The sequence below is a fragment of the Salinigranum salinum genome (genome assembly GCF_009176545.1).
Taxonomy (GTDB): Archaea; Halobacteriota; Halobacteria; order Halobacteriales; family Haloferacaceae; genus Salinigranum; species Salinigranum salinum.
In genome coordinates, this window is record NZ_VTOJ01000002.1 from 1495756 (window position 1) to 1514146 (window position 18391).

Annotated in this window: 11 protein-coding genes, 1 tRNA gene and 1 pseudogene; 3 read left to right on the plus strand and 10 right to left on the minus strand. The window is 68.7% G+C overall.

What is annotated here, in order from left to right; translation table 11 throughout:
* Positions 1 to 137: 137 nt before the first annotated feature.
* The gene (locus FZP69_RS18580; protein WP_152042853.1) at positions 138 to 1370 is read left to right on the plus strand and encodes a DUF7094 domain-containing protein; all 1233 of its coding nucleotides are present in this window, start codon (positions 138 to 140) and stop codon (positions 1368 to 1370) included.
* 87 nt (positions 1371 to 1457) lie between these two features.
* Here the strand turns inward: FZP69_RS18580 and FZP69_RS22750 are convergent, their stop codons facing one another.
* The 9 genes and pseudogenes from FZP69_RS22750 to FZP69_RS18620 all read right to left on the minus strand — a co-directional run bounded on the left by FZP69_RS22750 (position 1458) and on the right by FZP69_RS18620 (position 14478).
* Positions 1458 to 4160: a hypothetical protein gene (locus FZP69_RS22750; protein WP_192918648.1), complete on the minus strand. Its 2703-nt coding sequence runs from the start codon at positions 4158 to 4160 to the stop codon at positions 1458 to 1460.
* 318 nt (positions 4161 to 4478) lie between these two features.
* Complete coding sequence (locus tag FZP69_RS18590) at positions 4479 to 6923, minus strand: PGF-CTERM sorting domain-containing protein (RefSeq protein ID WP_204960107.1); 2445 nt, start codon at positions 6921 to 6923, stop codon at positions 4479 to 4481.
* 315 nt (positions 6924 to 7238) lie between these two features.
* Positions 7239 to 7304 (minus strand): annotated as a pseudogene (locus FZP69_RS23450) (surface glycoprotein); the annotation flags it as partial.
* Between the two features lie 255 nt (positions 7305 to 7559).
* Positions 7560 to 8525, minus strand: coding sequence for a hypothetical protein (locus tag FZP69_RS18595; RefSeq protein ID WP_152042855.1), 966 nt, complete (start codon positions 8523 to 8525; stop codon positions 7560 to 7562).
* Between the two features lie 54 nt (positions 8526 to 8579).
* Positions 8580 to 10262, minus strand: a complete 1683-nt coding sequence (locus tag FZP69_RS18600; RefSeq protein WP_152042856.1) for an ABC transporter substrate-binding protein — start codon at positions 10260 to 10262, stop codon at positions 8580 to 8582.
* 198 nt (positions 10263 to 10460) lie between these two features.
* Positions 10461 to 12527 carry a DUF7282 domain-containing protein gene (locus FZP69_RS18605; protein WP_152042857.1) on the minus strand — a complete coding sequence of 689 codons (2067 nt, stop codon included), beginning with the start codon at positions 12525 to 12527 and terminating at the stop codon, positions 10461 to 10463.
* 300 nt (positions 12528 to 12827) lie between these two features.
* Positions 12828 to 12901: transfer RNA gene (locus FZP69_RS18610), tRNA-Ile, on the minus strand.
* A 69-nt stretch (positions 12902 to 12970) separates the two neighbouring features.
* Positions 12971 to 13519: an FxsA family protein gene (locus tag FZP69_RS18615; RefSeq protein WP_152042858.1), complete on the minus strand. Its 549-nt coding sequence runs from the start codon at positions 13517 to 13519 to the stop codon at positions 12971 to 12973.
* 95 nt (positions 13520 to 13614) lie between these two features.
* Positions 13615 to 14478, minus strand: a complete 864-nt coding sequence (locus FZP69_RS18620; RefSeq protein WP_152042859.1) for an SDR family NAD(P)-dependent oxidoreductase — start codon at positions 14476 to 14478, stop codon at positions 13615 to 13617.
* A gap of 247 nt (positions 14479 to 14725) precedes the next feature.
* Here FZP69_RS18620 and FZP69_RS18625 point away from each other — a divergent pair, with 247 nt between their 5' ends.
* Entirely contained in the window at positions 14726 to 16405 is a 1680-nt protein-coding gene (locus FZP69_RS18625) for a DUF255 domain-containing protein (RefSeq protein ID WP_152042860.1), read from the plus strand.
* Positions 16406 to 16502: 97 nt separating this feature from the next.
* Positions 16503 to 17306: a TrmB family transcriptional regulator gene (locus FZP69_RS18630; RefSeq protein ID WP_152042861.1), complete on the plus strand. Its 804-nt coding sequence runs from the start codon at positions 16503 to 16505 to the stop codon at positions 17304 to 17306.
* 70 nt (positions 17307 to 17376) lie between these two features.
* On the opposite strand, the gene mptA is transcribed toward FZP69_RS18630, so the two are convergent.
* Positions 17377 to 18303, minus strand: a complete 927-nt coding sequence (gene mptA, locus FZP69_RS18635; protein WP_152042862.1) for a GTP cyclohydrolase MptA — start codon at positions 18301 to 18303, stop codon at positions 17377 to 17379.
* Between the last annotated feature and the right edge of the window lie 88 nt (positions 18304 to 18391).

Here is an 18391-nt window from a genome sequence, read left to right on the forward strand (position 1 = left end):
ATTCCTGGCCGACGGTCCACCGCGGACCTGGCTGGGACCGGTCGAGACGTCCGCCGTCACTCGAACACGCTCGAGCGAGGGACGGTGCCGTCTCACGAACCACTAGTTTTACGCCGTAATAGCGTCGTACGAACTGTATGGATCGGTCCCTCCGCCTGCTCTGTGCCCTCCTCGTCGTCGTCGCCGGCGTCCCGGTGTCGGCACCCTTCGTCGCCGGTGCGGGCGTCGCCCACACCGACGGCGTGCCGACTGCCCCGGTCGCGCAGGTAGCACAGGTCCAGCCCCCCACGGGACAGAACACCACGAGCGTCCTCCTGCTGAGTGGTGAAACGACGACCGGATACGCCCGGTCGACCGTCGACATCGGCCCGGTGGTCAGTGCGTCGCGCGGCGTCGTCAACATCGAACTGCAGGAGCGAATCGTGACGAACCGTCTCGGGAGCGCGTCGACCGTCGACCGTCGCCGGCAGGTGCTCAGACAGGAGACCGAACGGCTCGCCGAGGAGGTCGCGGCGCTCCAGCAGGCCGAGCAGCGAGCCCTCTCGCGGTACGAACGAGGGGAGATCTCGGGTGAGGAACTCCTCCGTGTGCTCGCGACTGTCGACACGGAAGCGCGGCGGGCGAACGAACTCGTCTCGCTGCTCCAGTCCGAGGTCGCGCAGGTGCAGTTCCTCTCGGCCACCGCCGACGAGCTCCAGTCGCTCCAGGTCGAACTCGCGACCCTGTACGGCCCGGTCAGGGAGCACGCAGGGCTGGTGTTCCGCGGCGAGGAACCGCCGACCCGGATCCACGTCACGGTCGCCGGCGAGGCGGTCGCGCTCGCCACGATCCGCGACAACACGTACGTCCGGGAGGCGACCGAGCCGGCGAACCTCGACACCGCCTCGACGGACCAGTTCGAGTCCGAGAACGAGGTCATCGATCGCATCGGCACACTCTACCCCTGGGCGTGGACGAGCGACACCTCGTCGGTGCGGACGTACACCAACTTCGAGAACGGCTTCTACCGCATCAACGTCGATCACGCGCACGGCCAGTTGACGAGTTACGTCGACGGGAGCACCCAGAACGTCTTCCGCGAGATCCAGTACAAGTCGGTGACGCGGATGCCAACGGGTCCACGGGCGACAGAGCAGTCGAACGGGACCACGCTGCAGGTGAACCAGAGCTTCGGTGGCGGTCCGATCGGCGTGTACGCGACGGACGCGATCACGGGAGAACCCGTCGACGGGACGGTCTACCTCGACGGGACCCGCGTCGACCGGACGGTCAACGGCCGTAGCTGGCTCGTCGGCCCCGCGGGGCAGTACGAGGTGACGGTCGAAACCGACGAGGGCAACGTGACCGTCACCGGTCAGGCCCTGCAGTAGCGCGACTCGGTACCGTCCGACCCACGTCGGAGAACGCGGCGTCGACACCTGCCCAGCCACGGATCTCTGACGCGTCTCACCCGTGCGTTACCGAGACCAGCGCGCTCGTCTCGACAGCGCGACGACCACGAGCGCGAGCGCACAGCCGGCGACGACCGGGCCGAAGCCGGGGAACCGGGTCGACGTCGTCGCCGCGTCGGTCGCCGGCGACGCCGAAGTCGACGTGGACGTCGGAGTCGACGCCTCACTGGGCGTCGAGTCGCGTCCGGGATCCGACTCGTCTCCCGTGGTCGGTTCGCTCGCCGTCGGCGTCCTGGACGACGGCGTGGCGGTACGCGAGACGACCGCCACCGCGACCGAATCGCTCGCCTCGGCCGTGTCGGCAGTCAGTCGGTACGTGCCCGGCGACACGCCAGAGAGGTCGAGCGTGACGTTCCAGGTGCCGTTCGTCACCGTCGCCTCGGTGGAGCGCGCGGCCGTCCCGTCGCTCCCGAGGAGTTCGACGAAGACGGTCGTCCCGTCCTCGCTGGCCGATCGGCCCGCGAGATCGACCCGCGAGGGAGTGATCGGCCCGTCGCCCGACGGCGTCGTGATCCCGACCGTCGGCTCCACGGCCGTCACGTTCACCCGGACGATCGGGTCGTCCGAACCGGCCCCCGCGTAGGCGTCGACGAGTTTCGCGAGCGCGGCCGAGCGGGTCTCGCGACCCGAGACGAGCCCGTCGACGGACGGGCCCGATCCGTCCGCGTACGCGTACGTCCCGTCGCGGCCGGCACCGACGACGACGAAGGTGTGGGTGCCTCGCGTCTCGAGCCCGTCGATCGTCGTCTCGACGACCCCGCCGGAGGCGTCGACCGTCCGGGCCGAGACGTTGCCCCGTGGCTCGACGTGGTACAGCCGCAGGTCGTCGTCACCCCCGACGGCCGCGCCCGACAGCGAGAACTCGTCGGAGCCGGTCGCCGCGATGGTCGTCCGTGACGCGCCGAGCGTGAGCCGCCCCTCGACGGTGGTGAGTGTGGTCGAGTCGCGGGGATCGAGCGAACGGACGGCGTCGTCGGCTATCGACGCCGTCGACCCGAGACGGGCGGTGCCGGGATCCGCGACGGCGACGACGCGATACGTCCCGGGCAGGTCGACGACCGAGCCCGTGTCGACGTCCGTCGTCCACGCACCGTCGCCGCCGACGTCGGCTTCGGCGAGCGTGCCCGCGTCGGCGTCCGCGTACAGCGGGACGTACGCCTCGCCGACCGCAGCGTACAGTTTCACTCGGTCGCTCTCCGGTGCGGTCCCCGAGACGGTCACCGTCTCGCCGACCACCGTCGTCGACGGGGTTGCGACGGAGAGCGTCCGCTCCGTCACGTCGAGCGTGACGTCGTCCTCGGCGGTAGCGTCGAGCTCCGGCGCGAGTTCGACGTCGACCAAGTCGGCCGCGAGGCGGTCAGTCTGTAGCCGGAGGTTCGCGAGACCGTCGTCGTCGAGCGAGACGACGGCGTAGAGGGTGTCGGCGTCGGCGTCGGCACCGATCGTCTGCACCTGTTCCGTGTCGTCGAAGAGCGCGCGCGCCGTCGGGACGGTGACGGTGGCGTCGGCCCGGAGCGCCGACCCGTCGACGCGGACGTAGCGAACGTCACCGGGGCTGCCGGCGACGGAGACGACGGTGCTGTCGCCCCGCGTGAGGCGGGTCTGCGAGAGCGTGATCGCCGGTGCCGGGTCGCGGATGCGGATCGAGACCGTCCGCGAGGCGGTTTCGAGGTCGTCGGCCCCCTCCGCGGTCACCTCGTACCGCCCGACGTCGAGGCTGCTCACGTCGAGCGTCACGCTCCCGTCGGAGGCCGACACCACCGGCGCGTCGGTGAGCTGGTCGGTGACGTCGAGGCCGTCCTCGTCTTCGACCGAGAGGGTGACGTTCTCCGCGTCGTCGAAGGTGAACGCGACCGCGGCGGTCAGCCGGTCGACGTCGTGCGGGACCGAGCCGTTGGTCACGTCGGCACCCGACGTCGAGCTGCCGGGCGACAGCGTGATGTCGGTCACGCGCGGGCGTCTGACGGTCACCCGTGGCTCCTCGGTGTCCGACGAGAGCGCGTAGCTCCCGGTGACGAAGCCGTTCGCCGCAGTCACGTCGACGGAGCGCGTGTCGTCCGCCGTCGCGAACGTTCCCTCGGCCTCACCGGCGACACCATAGAACTGCTGGCCGGTTCCGGCAGGACTGGCTCCACCGACGCCGGTCACGTCGACAGCCCGCTCGCCGAGATAGAGCGTCGCCCGGTCGCCGCCGACGCTCCGGTCGCTCGCCGTCGCCCTCGCCGTGACGGTCCCGACGGTCGCCGTCAGATCCGATCCACCCGTGGCGTCGGCGTCGACGCGCGCCGAGACGGACGTCTCGCCGGTCCGTTCGACGACCACGCCAGCGACGTCGACACGGATCGAGAGCGTCTCACCCGTGACTCCACCGTCGTCGTCCCAGGCGACGGTGACAGTCCCGGCGTCGGCGTCGACGCTCGCTGCGTCGTCGCTAGCGTTGGGCGCGACCGCGACCCGCGTGACGGTCGCCCCCGAGAGGTCGACCCCGTCGGCCACCGCGAACGTGACCGTCCCACCGGTCGTCCCGTCGGTCGCGTCGACGCCGGTGACGGCCGTCGTGAACGAGAGGGCCGTCGACTCGCCAGTGGGGACTGTCCCGGGAGCGATCGCGGAGTCTTCGATCCCTGTCGCCGCGCCAGCAGCCGGCATCGAGGTGGCAGCCACGACGACTGCGATCACGAGGACGACGACGCCGATTCGCCCGTTCATCGTCTCACCGACGACCGGGCCTGGGCGTCGGTCCGTCGACAGCGAACGAGACGGGCATCCGCGAGCAGCGAGGGCGTAGACAACATCAATTGAGATAGGACAACTGCGATTGTATAAGTGGTACGGAATCGGGGCGATCCTCCACGACGAATCCGTCGAGAACACGACGCACGTGGATCGGGGAGGAGACGAGTGTCGGACGGGCAACCCGTGAGCCGGAGAGACGTCGGACGACGGTGTCACCACTCGTGGAGTCGGGTCGCGCCGAAAAATGAAAACCGCACCGAGTGACCGGTTCCGCCGGTCAGTCGTGGTTACTTAGTCGCGACGGTACGCCAGCAGCGCCGCGGCGAGCAGCGCAACCAGCGCGACGATCACACCGAAGCCGGGCGTCTGCTGCGACGTCGTCGGCGTGGCCGTGTCCGTCTCGGGTTCTTCCGTCGGAGTGTCCGTCTCGGGTTCGGGCGTCGCGGTTGCCGTCGGCGTCTCCGTCGGCGTCTCCGTCGGCGTGTCCGTCTCCGTCGGCGTGCTGATCTCCTCTACGAGCTCGAACTCGAGTTCGGCCGAGGAGGCGTCGTCATCGGCGCGCAGCGTGTAGGTACCCGTCTCGACATCCGACATGTCGATGGTGGTCTCCCACGAGCTGGTCGAGCCGTTGACTTCGGTCTCCGTCGACGCGATCACGTTCTCGTTCTCGCCGAGCACCTCGACGAAGACGGTCGTGCCGTCCTCGCGGTTCGAGGTACCCGTGATCGTGACCTCACCCTGGGCGACCTGCCCGTCGGTGGTGAAGTCGTCGATCGTCAGCCGCGGGTTCTCCGCCGCAAGCGTCAGCTCGACGACCTGGTCGTCCGAGCCGGCACCCGAGTGCTCGTCACGGATGATGTCGAGCGCCTGCTGGGGCGTCCGGCCGTCACTGATGATGCCGCTACCGTCAGTGACGTCGTCGTTGTTGTCGGCGAACTGGCCGTCACGGCCCTCGCCGACCACGATGAACGTGTACTGACCACGCGTGTCGAAGATGCCGTCGAAGTCCTCGGAGAACTCGTTGTTCTCGATCTCGTACTCGATGTCCGAGAACGAGGCGCTGTCGGAGACTTCACCGCTGGTGTCGTAGAGGTCACCGCGTGGGCCGATGACGTAGATGCGGACGTCGTCACCCTGGCCGAGCGCCGTGCCCGACACGGTGATCTCGTCACCTTCGCCGGAGGCGACCGTCTCCGACGACAGCTGGGCGGTCAGGTCACCGGCGACCGTCCGGACGGACGTCGAGGCCTTCGTGTCGAACTCGCCGTAGTCGTCCGAGTCGACCGTGGTGCTCTCACCGATGAGGTTCGTGCCGGTCGAGTCCTCGACCGGGTCGGCGACGATCGCGATGCGGTAGTTGTCGGGGAGGTCGAGCTCGTTGCCCGAGTCGATGTCCACCGACCACTCGCCGTTGCTGTCGACGTCGTCCTCGGAGAGGTCACCGTCCTCGTCGAACAGCGGCTCCCAGTCGTCGTCGATGCGGGCGTACGCCTTCACGTCGTCCGATTCGGGCGCGGTGCCCTCGATGGTGAACTCCTCACCGATCCGGACGACGCTCGGGGCGGACGTGATGTTGATGCTCCGCTCCTCGACCGTCAGCTCGGCCGAGTCGTCGGCGCTCGCGTTGAGGCCGTCCGCGACGACCTCGCTGTTGGCGGCGGGCTCGCTCGTCGTGTCGAGTTCGTTGAACTCGACGTCGAGCGTGCCGTCCGAGAGGTTGTCGGTCTCGATGCGGACCTGCGCTTCACCCGCGTCGTCGAGGTCGACCACGGCGAAGACCCACTCGTCGTCGATGGTGCCCGAGGAGCCACCGGAGAGGCTGGCGGTGCCGTCGGCGAACTCGAGGTCACCGGCTGCCGGGAAGATCGACTCGGCAGCATCGGTCGTCGGGTCGTCGGGGTCGATGTCCTCGGCGTCGATCTTCACGACGCCCCACTGGCCGGGCGTGCCCGTGACCGTGGCGACGACGTCGTCACCCTGCGTGACGGTCGACGAGCTCAGCGAGACCGTCTGGTCCTCGTCGCGGATGGTGAACGTCGCGCTGCGGGAGGCACTGTCGAGGTCCTCCTCGCCTTCGAGCGTCACCGTGTACTCGCCCGTGTCGAGGTCCTCGACACCGGAGAGCTGCACCGTACCACCGGAGTTGTTGATCGCGAGGTCGCCACCGGCGGGGCTGAGCTGGCCCTGCACTTCGAGGCCGTCCTCGTCTTCGATGGTGACTTCGACGCGCTCGGCGCTGTCGAAGTTCCACTCACCCTCGATGAGGATGTTGTTGGTGTCGGACGTGACCGAGCCGTCCGTGATGTCCGTGTCGGTCGTGGTGCCGCTGTAGATCGTGAGATCCGTCACGCGGGGTTCGACGACCGAGAGCACGGAGCTGCCGTCCGAGTCCGAGGCGTTGTACGCGCCGGTCTCGAAGTTGTTCGCGTCGGAGATGTCGACGCTCTCGACGTCATCGACGTCGGCCTGGCCACCGTCGGCGTTCCCGCTCGTGCCGAACAGCGTCGTGCTGCCCGACGTGGGGAGGCCGGCGATCGCCGAGATGTCGATGTCGTCGTCACCGAGGAAGACCCGACCGTTCGGGCCCTGCACGACGTGCGGCGAGACCTCGCCGTCGATGGCGTCGAACGTATCACTGCCGGAAGCAACCGTACCAACGTGGGTACCGTCAGCGTCGGCAGTAGCCGTCAGCGCGCCACCGGAGGTCGGAGTCTGAGTACCGAGATCGTGCGTCACGTAGACGTAGATCGTCGCCGAGCCGGTACCAGTGACACCGACACTAACGTTTGAACCGCTTGCCTGTGATGCGGAGTCAACGGTCCACGAACTCGTGTCAGAGGACTTGGCACTCACTGCGGTCGTGGTGTCGGAACCAAGACCGGTCGTGTCGATGTTGATTGTTTCGGAAGAACTTCCGGCACCTCCATCGTCGATACTAACTGCGATTTTCTGGACAGTCGAATTCTGTCCCGCGCGAACGTCAGAGGATGTCACACCGATAGATGTGAGGTCCTCTGCCGCAGCCGTACCCGTGAACGCGACGGTCCCCGCGAAGACGGAGAGGACCATCAGCGCTGCGAGTACGACAGCGCGAATCTTACTGTTTGTGTCTGTCATGGTTTGGTTGTGTTGCAGTCGGCGACAACACCTTTCTCGCGCGGCCACCACGCGGGTGAGCGGCGATACTCGCTGGTGCCACCATGGGTAGGGGTACACCAGTAGCCCGGTCTGGTTCTGTAATAAGTTTTGTGTGATTCGTCTCGCGTGTGAACCGGTGTCAACTCCGCTTCCGTCTGGCGGTTTTGTTCATCAGCTAAAACTCTTGTGTCAGACGTCGTTTTCGCTCGTGAACAGGTATTCGGCGGCTACAGTTCAGTTCACACACCGATTCCGGATCGTTTCGGCCTCGTCGAGGCGGGTTTCGGCTCGCGCGACATCGCCAGCGCTGGCGAGTTCGGTCGCGTCGACGGCGGTCGACGCCGCCTCGACGCCCGCCGAGACCACGCACGCCGTCGACTCCGCGAGGTCGACGAACGAGCCCGTCGGGTCGGGGCCAGCGTCCAGCGACTCGCTGGCCGCACGGTACTCCTCGCGTGCAGTGCTGAACGCCGCCCGCGCGTCGTCGTATCGCTGGCGTTCGAGCGCGGTCACGCCGTCTCGCCAGCGGTCGGCGGCGTCGCGGACGGCCGCGACCGCCTCGATCAGTCGTTCGAGGGCGGTCGACTGGGTGTCGAGTGTCGTCGCGAACGACCGGACTCGATCGGTCGTCAGGAACAGTGCCGGCGGGATCGTCGGCTCCGCGTCGGCCGCGTCGGCGAGGTCGGTCGCCACTGTCGTCAGCGTCTGTACCGCCGTCCGGGCAGTGGTGAGGCGGGCCGCACTGTCGGTGTCGTCGGCCCGTGCCGGGGCGACGGGGACGATCGACGACAGCGACGACCAGCAGTCGACGGCGGCCACGAGAGCGTCGAGCAGCGAGCCGTGGGTCGCGACGAGCGTCGGCAGTGACTGGTACCGTGCAGGAGGGTCGGCCACGGTCGAGGAGAACGTCGACTGCGCCTCCCGAGCACGAGCGAGCGAGTCACGGGCCGCGGCGAGCTGTTCGTCAGAGACGTCCGCGACCTCGAAGTCGGCGAGCGGTCCGCGGACGGTCCGGTACACCTCGTTGAGCGGTCGGAGGATCGCCTGTGCCCGCGCCTCGACGGGGTCCGGCGTCGAGGCGGGAGCCGCGTCCGTCTCCGGTCGGGGCGGGGGCGTTCGCGGCCCGGTCGCCCGGTAGCCGGCGCTCGTACAGCCCGAGACCGCCGCGAGCGTGGCGACGAGGAGACGGCGACGACGCATCGTGTATCTCGGCCGGGGAGTGCCAGGGACATGAACGTGTGCGATTCGGTCGCGTTAGCGTCGACCGCTGCGTGCCGCGAGCAGCGACACGACCAGAGCCACGACCGCCACCACCGGACCGAAGCCGGGGAACTCGGTCCCCGTCGTCGTGGGTGGCGCGGTCGTCGGCTGCGGTGTCGACGTCGTGCGCGCCGTCTGCTCCGCCGTCGTCGACGGGGCGGTCGTCGACGGCTCCGGGGTCGCCGTCGGCGTCGCAGTGACGGCCCGTGCGGCCTCGGTCTCGGGGACGGCGACGACGAACGACGACGCGCCGGGTGCGGTGGCCTCGTAGACGACCGAACCGTTCGCCGACGCGACGACCCGCGTGTCGAGTGCGGTCCACGCCGTCCCGTCGTGCCGGTACAGCGTGACGTTCTCCGCGGTGGCGTCCCGGGCGGCCAGCGTGCGCTCGTCTACCGAGAAACGGACGCGGAGCCGCTCGACGTCCTCGTCGGCGAGACCGTTACTCTCCAGTGAGAACCGGGTGAGAGCGTACGTACCGTTCAGCGATGTCGGAGCATCGGCCGCCGTCGGATACCGGAGGTCGATCGTGAACGAGGGGTTTACCGTCGCCAGTGAGACGTTTACCCGCTGGAGGGTCGTCGTCGCGTTCGGACGGTCGGGGACCGCGAAACTCACCTGGTCGTCGCGTCCGAGGTTGCGCGCTTCGAGGCGGACGCTCCCGTCGGCGAGAGTCGTGGCCCGGACCTGTTTCGCCCCGTCGAGGTCGTCGTCGCTGTCGAGTCGGCTCCGGATCTCCTCGCGGTAGGCCTCCGGGTGGACCGCCTTCACGAGATCGAGTACGGCGTCGACGACCCGTGGCGCCGGCTGTGAGATCTCGTTGGCGTCGAGAACGACCGCGTTGCCCTCCCGGGCGGCCGTCGTCTCGGTGAACGCGTCGTTCGGGCCTGCGGGCACGCGCGCCTCGTCGTACTCGTCGCCGTTGAGGACGAACCACTCGGGATCCTCGGCGACGACCGTCTCGGCGCTGACGAGGAAGTAGCCGCTCGACTGGGTCGCGTTCGCCTCGCCCGCCGCGGCCATGTTGTCGACGCCACCGGCGGTGACGATCTCGTCGACGAACGTGTCCGCGCCGGCGGTGAAGCCGAAGAAGTAGTACAGACCACGGGGCCGTTCCTCGTCGGCCAGCGCGTCGCTCACGATGTCGAGCTGGGTCTCCATCGTGTCGGCCGTCTCGTCGGCGGACTCACACGAGCCGACGAGGTCGCCCGTGAGGCGCGTTTTCTCGACCACGTCGTCGATGGTCTCGGCCCCCTCGAAGACGTAGACGGTCAACCCCGCCTCCCGCAACGTGTCGACCTGCACCGAGTACCGATAGGCGTTCGGGACGAGGACGAGGTCCGGGTCGGCCGCGATGGTTCGCTCCGTCACCGCCGACGCCTCGAAGAACGGGTTGCCGAGCTGTGTCTTCTCGCCGGCACCGGGGAGGTAGTCGGCGTTCGCCGTGACGCCGACCACCCGATCCCACGCGTCGATCTCGTAGAGGGTCTGTGCGGCGCTCGGTCCGAGGGTGACGACCCGCCCGGGCCGCTCGGTCACCGTCACGGAGGTGCCCGTCGCGTCGGTCGACGTGACCGGAGACGGACACTCCTCCGCGGCGTGGACGGGAGCGACACCGGCAGGAAACAGTGCCACGACGAGGAGAAGCGCGAGGAGGACGCGCCAGTTCGTGCTCATGTCTCGGCCCACGAGATAACACAATAAGAATTTACCTAATACAAGTGGAGTTACCTTTCGGCCCCGAGCAGTCGCGCATCCGAAACGGAGTCACGGCCGACCGAGAGAGGCGAAAAGCGCTGTCCGTGGACGAAAGCAGGGACGAGCGGTGAGTCGGAGCGGCCAATCGGACCGAGGGAAGAGTGGCCGAGACCGGTGTCAGCGCTGCCGGGCGACGACGAGCGCCGCGGCGAGCAGCGCCACCAGCGCGACGACGACACCGAAGCCCGGGAGCGACGTCGAGCTCGTCCCGGTCGGCTCGTCGGTTTCGCCGTCCATCTCCGTCTCAGTCCCGTCGGTCGTCTCAGTCTCGTCGGTCGTCTCCGTCTCGTCGGCCATCTCGGTCTCCGTGCCCATCTCCGTCTCGTCGGCCATCTCGGTCTCCGTGTTCATCTCGTCGGACGACTCGGAGTCCATCCCGTCGGTGGAGACGTTCACCCCCGCGGCTGCGACGACGGGACCGTTCGCCGTGTAGGGACCGTCATCGGCACCCGAGGAGGTGACGAAGTCGTACCGTTCGTCGCCGTCGGTGTCGCGGTGCGGCATCGCGATGGCGGTGCCCGACTCCTCGTACGGTTCGTCGAGCGTCACCTCGACGTCAGTGTGGGTGCCGGGACCGAGGTACGCGGAGGTGCCGCGGACGCTCTCGAAGACGTCGCCGTCCTGGAGGCTGCCGTCGTGGACCGTCACGAAGCCGCCGTCGGCGAGCGTCACCGAGTCGACGACGACCGTCTCGCCGCCGGACTGGTCGGAGATCGTCGCCGAGGCCGTGACGGTCACGTCTGCGCTGTCGACGACCGCGCCACCATCAGCCGTGTACGGACCGTCGGCCTCGGGGAACTCGTACATCTCGTCGCCGTCGGTGTCGCGGTGGGCCATCGGGACGAGGACCTGTGACTCGTTCGCGGGCGTGTCGAGCGTCACCTGCACGTCCTCGTGGACGCCGGGCTCGAGGTACGCCGAAGCGCCGAGGACGGAGCCCTCGACCTGGCCGGCGAAGAGGCTCGCGTCGTGGACCACGACGAAGCCGCCCTCGTTGAGGTCGACACGGTCGACCGTCACCGTGTGGCCGTCGGAGGCCTGCGCGGCCATGTCGACGGACGCGGAGACGGCAACGTCGCCGGCATCGACGACCGCGCCGCCGTCAGCCGTGTACGACCCGTCGGCGTCCGGGAACTCGTACATCTGGTCGTCGTCGGTGTCGCGGTGCGTCATCGCCGTCAGTTCCTCGTCGGCGTCGAGCGGGTCGTCGAGCGTGACGACGACGTTCCGGTGCAGCCCCGGTTCGAGGTACGCCGAGGAGCCGACCACGGATTCGACCGCCTGGCCGTCGGCGAGTCGGGAGTCGTGAAGCACGACGAACCCGCCGTCAGGGAGGTACGCGCTGTCGACGACGGCCGTGTTACCGCCCGACGACTGCGCCGGGAACGACACCGTCGACGTCGAAGAGATAGTCACTGCGGCGGTGTCCACGACCGCGCTCCCGTCAGCCGTGAACGGTCCGTCGGCATCGGGGAAGTCGTACTGTTCGTTGCCGTTGGTGTCACGGTGGGCCATCGGGACGACCGTCTCGTTCTCGATCGAGGTGTCGAGTGCGACCCTGACGTTCTCGTGGACACCGGGCTCGAGGTAGTCGGAGACGCCGGCGACGCTGCCGACCGCGTCACCCTCATCGAGGAGGCTCTGGTCGTGGACGACGACGAAGCCCGGCGCGGAGAGTTCGACCCGGTCGACGACGACCGACTCGCCACTCGAACGCTGGGCGGACGCCGAAATCGTCGCGCTCGCGGTCACCTCCGCGCTGTCGACGACCGCGCTCCCGTCGGCCGTGTACGGACCGTCCGCGGCCCCACCGGCGGAGACGAACTCGTAGATTCTGTTACCGTTGGTGTCGCGGTGCGGCATGGCGACGAGCGTCGTGTCTTCGGAGATCGGGTCGTCGAGACGCACCGTGACGTTCTCGTGCGTCCCCGGTTCGAGGTACGCCGACGAGCCGACGACGCTCGCGAGCACGGCACCGTCGTTCAGCGAGGCGTCGTGGAGCGTGACGAAACCGCCGTCGGGGAGCGTCACCGAATCGACGGTGACGGTGTGTCCTCCCGAGGGCTGCGCCGAGAGTGAAACTGTCGCGCTGTTCGACTGCTGTGCGCCGGCCACACCCGCCCCCGCCACGAGGGAGCAGAGCGTGACCAGCGCCAGTGCCACTGCCAGTATGGAACGTGACATACACCGAGCGGCGGTCGATATATAAAAGAGGATTTTCCGAACTGTGGCCACGAACTCCCCGGAGTGTCACCACGAATGTCACCCAAATTCGGGCCGGGTTGGGAGAGTGCGTGGATCAAGAACGCCGGGGGTGATCGGGAACGGGACCAGAGCCGTGACCGTGAGTGAGGCGACGAACCACGGGAGTCGAACACGGCCGGATGGAGACGCACCGCTCGGGAGAAGTGTCGAAGCGAGATTGGGTGGCTGGGGAGTTGTCCCCACCAATCTCCCGTGGCCGGAAAGCCACAGGGGTGGAGGTGGGCCAACGCGGATTTGAACCGCGGACCTCCCGGTTATCAGCCGAGCGCTCAACCTGACTGAGCTATTGGCCCAGGTGAGCGCATTCAGTCGTTGCTCGCTGGTTCGTTTAAGAGTTTCCTTTCAGCACCACTGCGACGCCGTCACCGCCTGTCGTCGTCCACGGTGCCGCCGTCGACGTCGACGTAGTCGCTGGATCCCGGCCCGGACCCACCGCCGGATTCCGACCCACCGCTGGATCCCGACGGTCCGCCTCCGAACTCCTCCTGCGGGAAGCCGGCGGTCCAGACGTTTCCGGAGACGAAGCCCTCCATTCGCCGGTCGAGGTACGGTTTGACGACGACGCGCTTGAGGACCTCGCGGATCGGGTAGCGCGTGAGCGGCACTGCGAGCAGGAACCCGATGGTGTCGGTCACGAGCCCCGGCGTGAGGAGGAACGCGCCGGCGACGAGGAGCAGACCCCCGTCCATGACCTGGTTCGTCGGGAGTTGCCCGGTTTCGACCTTCTGCTGGAGCGCCCGGAGCGTGTGGCGGCCCTCGGCGCGGACGAGCAGCATCCCGACGAGCCCCGTCAGGACGACGAGCGCGACGGTGGCCTGCCAGCCGATGAAGTCCGAGACGACCACGAGGAGCAGCGCGTCCGCCAGCGGGATGAGGAGCAGGGACGCGAGGATCCAGCGCGTGCGCGGCATGGGCTCGGATTACCGACGCGCACCCATAGCCTTTCTGCACTGGTCTCGACGGGAGCCTCTGCGGGGGGAATCGACGAGTGACGGGTACGGTGGGGTCACAGCGGCTCGCTCGGGAGGTCGAACGGCGGGGGCTGGCTCCCGTCGACGTCGGTGAAGCCGTACTCGCGGGCGAGGTCGCCGACGCGGTAGACACCGCCCGACCTCTCCCCCACGGCGGAGTCCGCAGCGAGCGCGACCACCGCCCGACCCGTGTACAGCGGCGACTCCGTCTCCGCAAGCGTGTCGGCGTCGTCGCCGACGGCGTCGAGCACACGTTCCGTCCGCGTGAACCCCGGCTGGACGGCGACCGCGGCGACGGGGGCGTCGCGGAGTTCGTGCGCCATCACGCGCGTCAGCCGCTCGGTGGCGGTCTTCGAGACGTCGTACGGGACGTTCCCCCGGTAGCGGTCGCCGTGACCCGCCGAGACCGTGACGACGAGCCCGCCGCCCGCGGCGAGCATGCGCGGGACGGCGAGACGCGAGGCTGTAAAGTGCGCGCGGACACCCGCGTCGAACATCCGGTCCCACGTCTCGACCGACTGCTCCCAGAAGGGGTCGTCGAAGCCCGCGCCGTACCCCTCGTAGCCGCCCCAGACGTTGTTGACGAGGAGGTCCAGCCCACCCGGTTCGTCGGCGGCCCGCTCGGACGCGAAGTCCCGGTCGATCCGGTCGAACAGCGCCGCGACCGCCTCGTCGTCGGTGTGGTCGCACTGAACGGCGATCCCCCGGCCGCCGCGATCGGTGACGGCCGCGGCGGTGTCGTCGACGGTCCCCGGGAGGCCGTCCGTCCGGTCGGCGGCGACGCTCCGGCCGGTGACGTAGACCGTCGCACCGGCGTCGCCGAGTGCGAGGGCGATCCCGCGGCCGATACCGCGAGAGGCACCGGTGACGAGGGCGGTGGTGTCGGAGAGTGTGGACATCCGCTCAGGACGTTCGCGAGGCGAGGACGAGAGCGTTGCGACCGCGAGATCCGAGCGGACAAATCGGGTGAGAGTGCGACGAGTCGCGATCCGTCGGACGGAGACGCCCCGGACGTCGCCGTCTCGGAGACGGTCGTCCGGTGTGAACCGTCGCGTGGACCGATTTCCTCTGCTGGTCGCCGCCGGTCGACCGGAGGAACGGGGCGAATCCCGAGGGGCTTTACCCCTCCACCGCCCAGCCGCGACCATGGACGACGAGGGCGTAGACCCCGGCGACGACGCGAACCCCGACGAGGACGCGAACGCGGCGGGTGGCGAGCGCGACGAGCCACGAGTCGGCGTCGACTGGCGCGACTGGGGAGCCGACGCGTTCGCCGAGGCACGCGACCGCGACGCCCCGCTCTTGCTGTCGTTGACCGCGACGTGGTGTAGCGCCTGTCACGAGATGGACCGCGAGACGTTCGCGGATCCCAGAGTGGCGGCGGTCGTCGGGGACAGCTACGTCCCCGTACGCGTCGACGTCGACCGCCACCCTCGGGTGAGAGAACGGTACAACATGGGCGGGTTCCCGTCGACCGTGTTCTGTACGCCGACCGGCGAGGTGCTCACGGGCGCGACGTATCTCGGTCCCGACGGCATGAAGTCGGTGCTCGACCGGGTCCGCGACACCTGGGTCGAACACGGCGACAGCGCGGGGACCGTCCCCCGGGCGCTCGCGGGCGATCCGACGCCGGCGGGCGAGGTGACGTCGGCCATCGAAGAACACCTCGCGGGACAACTGGAGGCACAGTACGACCACGAGTTCGGCGGCTGGGGGACGGACGCCAAGTTCCCGCTTCCCCGGACCATCGAGTTCGCCCTCAAGCGCGAACGGAACCAGGCGCTGACGACGCTCGACGTGGTCGAACGCAACCTCTTCGATCCGGTCGACGGTGGCTTCTTCCGCTACGCCGGGTCGCGCGACTGGGGCGACGTCGAACGCGAGAAACGGCTCGCGACGAACGCGGCGCTCGTCCGCGCGTTCGCCAACGGCTACCTCTACACGGGCGACGAACGGTACCGGCAGACGGCGTCGGCGACGGTCGACTTCCTCACCGACGACCTCTGGACGGGCCGGGCGGTCGGTGGGAGCCTCGGTCCCGCCGACGAGTCGGGCTACTACACGCTCTCGGCGGACGAACGACGCGAGGCGGCCCCGCCCCGCCGCGATCTGACCGAGTACGCCGGCGACAACGGACTCGCAGCCGAGGCGTTCCTGACGCTCGCCGCGTACACCGACGACGACGGGGCCAGAGCGGCCGCCGAACGGATCCTCGACTTCCTGCGCACGGAACTGATCCACGACGGCGTCGTGACCCGCTACCGGACGGGCGACGAGCGCGGCGAACGCGGCCTCCTCGAGGACCACGCACGGGTCGCAGCCGCCTTCTGTCGCGCAGAGCAGGTGCTCGGCGAGGGTGTCGAGACGGCGTGCGCCGTCGTCGACCACGCGGTCGAGACGCTCCACGACGACGGCTCCTTCCGCGACGGTCCCCGGGACGGTGCGGGACTGCTCGACCACCCGCTGCGCCCCATCGACGGCAACGTCGAACTCGCGGAGACCTGCCTCGACCTGGCTGCGCTCACCGATGACGAGACCTACCGCGACGTGGCCCACGAGACCGTCGCGGCCTTCGCGGGCGCGGCCGACCGGTTCGGCGTCCAGGTCGCCGGCTACGGGTCGGTCGCGGCCCGCCTCTGCCGACCGGACCTCGTCATCGACGTCCCCGAGGGTGACGACCTCCACCGCGCGGCGCTCCGGGTGGCCGATCACGAGCGCGTGATCGTCCCCGGCGAACGATCCGACGCACGCGTCCGCGTCGGTGACGAACGTCGGACGGCGACGACCCCCGACGAACTGATGACAAAAGTATCTGAAATCAGTTAGCTAGTGACGAACCAACTGACTGTCGAGCGAGAATTCGACCTACTGAGCGCGGGAACCGTCGCGATGCGTTTATGTCTAACGCAGGAGGTGAAAGGGTATGGCGACGCTGCGCGACCTGGGCCTGTCGGAGTACGAGGCCCGCTGCTATCGCGTTCTACTCGAACACGGTCCGGCGACCGCGAAGGAGCTGTCGCGGGCGAGTGACGTCCCGATGGGGCGCGTCTACGACGTGCTCAACGGCCTCGAACGGTACGGTCTCGTACGGAGTCAGGCGGCGAGTCGTCCGAAGAAGTACCTCGGCGTCGAGCCCGAGACCGGGCTCGAACGGCTCCTCGCGGACAAACAGGCGGAGCTCGAACGGAAGGCCCAGCAGTACGAGTCACTCGTCGAAGAGCTCTCGAAGGAACTCGGCGCGGACGAATCCACCGGCGAGGCGTTCTGGACCGCCGCCATCGGCCCCGAAGAGAGCGCCGACCTGCTCGCCGAGCGACTGACGGCCGCCGACGAGCGTCTGGTGATGGTTGCGGGGACGCCCTCACCACGGTGCGGCGTCCGTCGGATGAGTCGGGTGGTCGTGGACCGGCTGAACGAGGCGCTCGAACGCGGTGTGCGCGTATCGTTGCTCCTGTCGCCGGAGCTGGTGGCATCGGTGCCCGAGCCGGTCTGGGACGACTGTCACGAACGCCTCGCCGGTCGCGAGGCGTTCGAGGTGCGGACGTCGACGACCGTCTCCGGGACGTTCAACCTCATCGACGACGTGGAGGTGTGTATCGACGTCCCGAACCCGCTGGAGCCGACGCAGACGCTTGCGACGATCGATCTCAAGGACCCAGCGTTCGCGTCGAACCTCCGCGAGACGTTCGAGGCGCGGTGGGCCGACGCCGAACCGCTGTCGAGCTGAGCGGACGGGTTACCGAACTGGAAGGCGAGTTATTGGACCGGACGGGAAGCGAAGAGCGCGAGCCGCCGGCTCAGGCCCGGAGTTCCTCGCGGAGCCGTGCCATCGTGAGCTCGCGCTCGGCGTGGGCGTTGTGCTGGTGGATGGACTCGTCGTTCGACTGCTTCATGTGGACCACCGTGTCGTCGGCGAGGTGATCGAACTCGTCGACCACCTGTTCGGCCATCGACCGGACGCAGTCCTCGACGAACTTCGCGTTCGCGTGGGCGTGGTAGGTCATGTGGTCCTCGTCGGGCCGCTTCGCGAGGTTGTAGATGCGCGCACTCATCGAGTCGCGGGCGATGTCGACGACGTCGATGAGGTCGACGTCGGGCGACCCCTCGCTCGTCACCGTCAGCGTGGCGTGACCGCGCTGTGAGTGACCGGGCTGGGGAACCGCCTCGAGGAACTCCTCGGTCGTCTCCTCGTCGACGCCGAGGTCGAGGAGCGTATCGCGGGCGCGCGAGGCGGACATCCCCTGCGAACACGGACAGACCGTCATGCCCACGACGCGAGCGCCGATCTCCTCGCGGGTCCCCTCGTCGGTGGCGGTGGCCGAGGCGATGATGTCGACGCTGCTCTGTGTCGAGAGGCCGCTCGCGGGCGTGTCCTCCTTCAGGATGAGTTCGGCCTCCATGTGGACCTCCGCCGACGAGGTGTAGTCGTGTTTGGCGAGCAGCCGCTCGGCGGCGTCGCCACAGACGTCCTCGACTCTGTACGCGGGTTCGGAGACGGCCTCTTCGAGGATCTCGTCGATGACCTGCATGTTCCGGCTCATGTCGATCCCCTTTCTTCCCCCGGGGAGATCGACGAACACCTCGAACTCCGCCATCAGGACGAGCGGGCGTTTGCCGTTGCGAGCGATCTTGACGAGTTTCTCGACGCCGGTGACGCCGACCTGACTCAGCCCCACGGTCACGTCGGGGCGGGTGGCCTGCACGTCGGGCAGCTGATGACTCATTACCGGAGCCAAGGACCGGGCCTGATTAGGACTTTCGATGGGGTGACTCGGGTCTTTTTGCCACCATTTGTCACTGCATCGACACCGT

Bases quoted from the DNA above. Each gene is read 5' to 3' on its own strand.
- FZP69_RS18580 (WP_152042853.1), top strand. From the start codon at position 138: ATGGATCGGTCCCTCCGCCTGCTCTGTGCCCTCCTCGTCGTCGTCGCC.
- FZP69_RS22750 (WP_192918648.1), bottom strand. From the start codon at position 4,160: ATGAACGGGCGAATCGGCGTCGTCGTCCTCGTGATCGCAGTCGTCGTG.
- FZP69_RS18595 (WP_152042855.1), bottom strand. From the start codon at position 8,525: ATGCGTCGTCGCCGTCTCCTCGTCGCCACGCTCGCGGCGGTCTCGGGC.
- FZP69_RS18600 (WP_152042856.1), bottom strand. From the start codon at position 10,262: ATGAGCACGAACTGGCGCGTCCTCCTCGCGCTTCTCCTCGTCGTGGCA.
- FZP69_RS18605 (WP_152042857.1), bottom strand. From the start codon at position 12,527: ATGTCACGTTCCATACTGGCAGTGGCACTGGCGCTGGTCACGCTCTGC.
- FZP69_RS18615 (WP_152042858.1), bottom strand. From the start codon at position 13,519: ATGCCGCGCACGCGCTGGATCCTCGCGTCCCTGCTCCTCATCCCGCTG.
- FZP69_RS18620 (WP_152042859.1), bottom strand. From the start codon at position 14,478: ATGTCCACACTCTCCGACACCACCGCCCTCGTCACCGGTGCCTCTCGC.
- FZP69_RS18625 (WP_152042860.1), top strand. From the start codon at position 14,726: ATGGACGACGAGGGCGTAGACCCCGGCGACGACGCGAACCCCGACGAG.
- FZP69_RS18630 (WP_152042861.1), top strand. From the start codon at position 16,503: ATGGCGACGCTGCGCGACCTGGGCCTGTCGGAGTACGAGGCCCGCTGC.
- mptA (WP_152042862.1), bottom strand. From the start codon at position 18,303: ATGAGTCATCAGCTGCCCGACGTGCAGGCCACCCGCCCCGACGTGACC.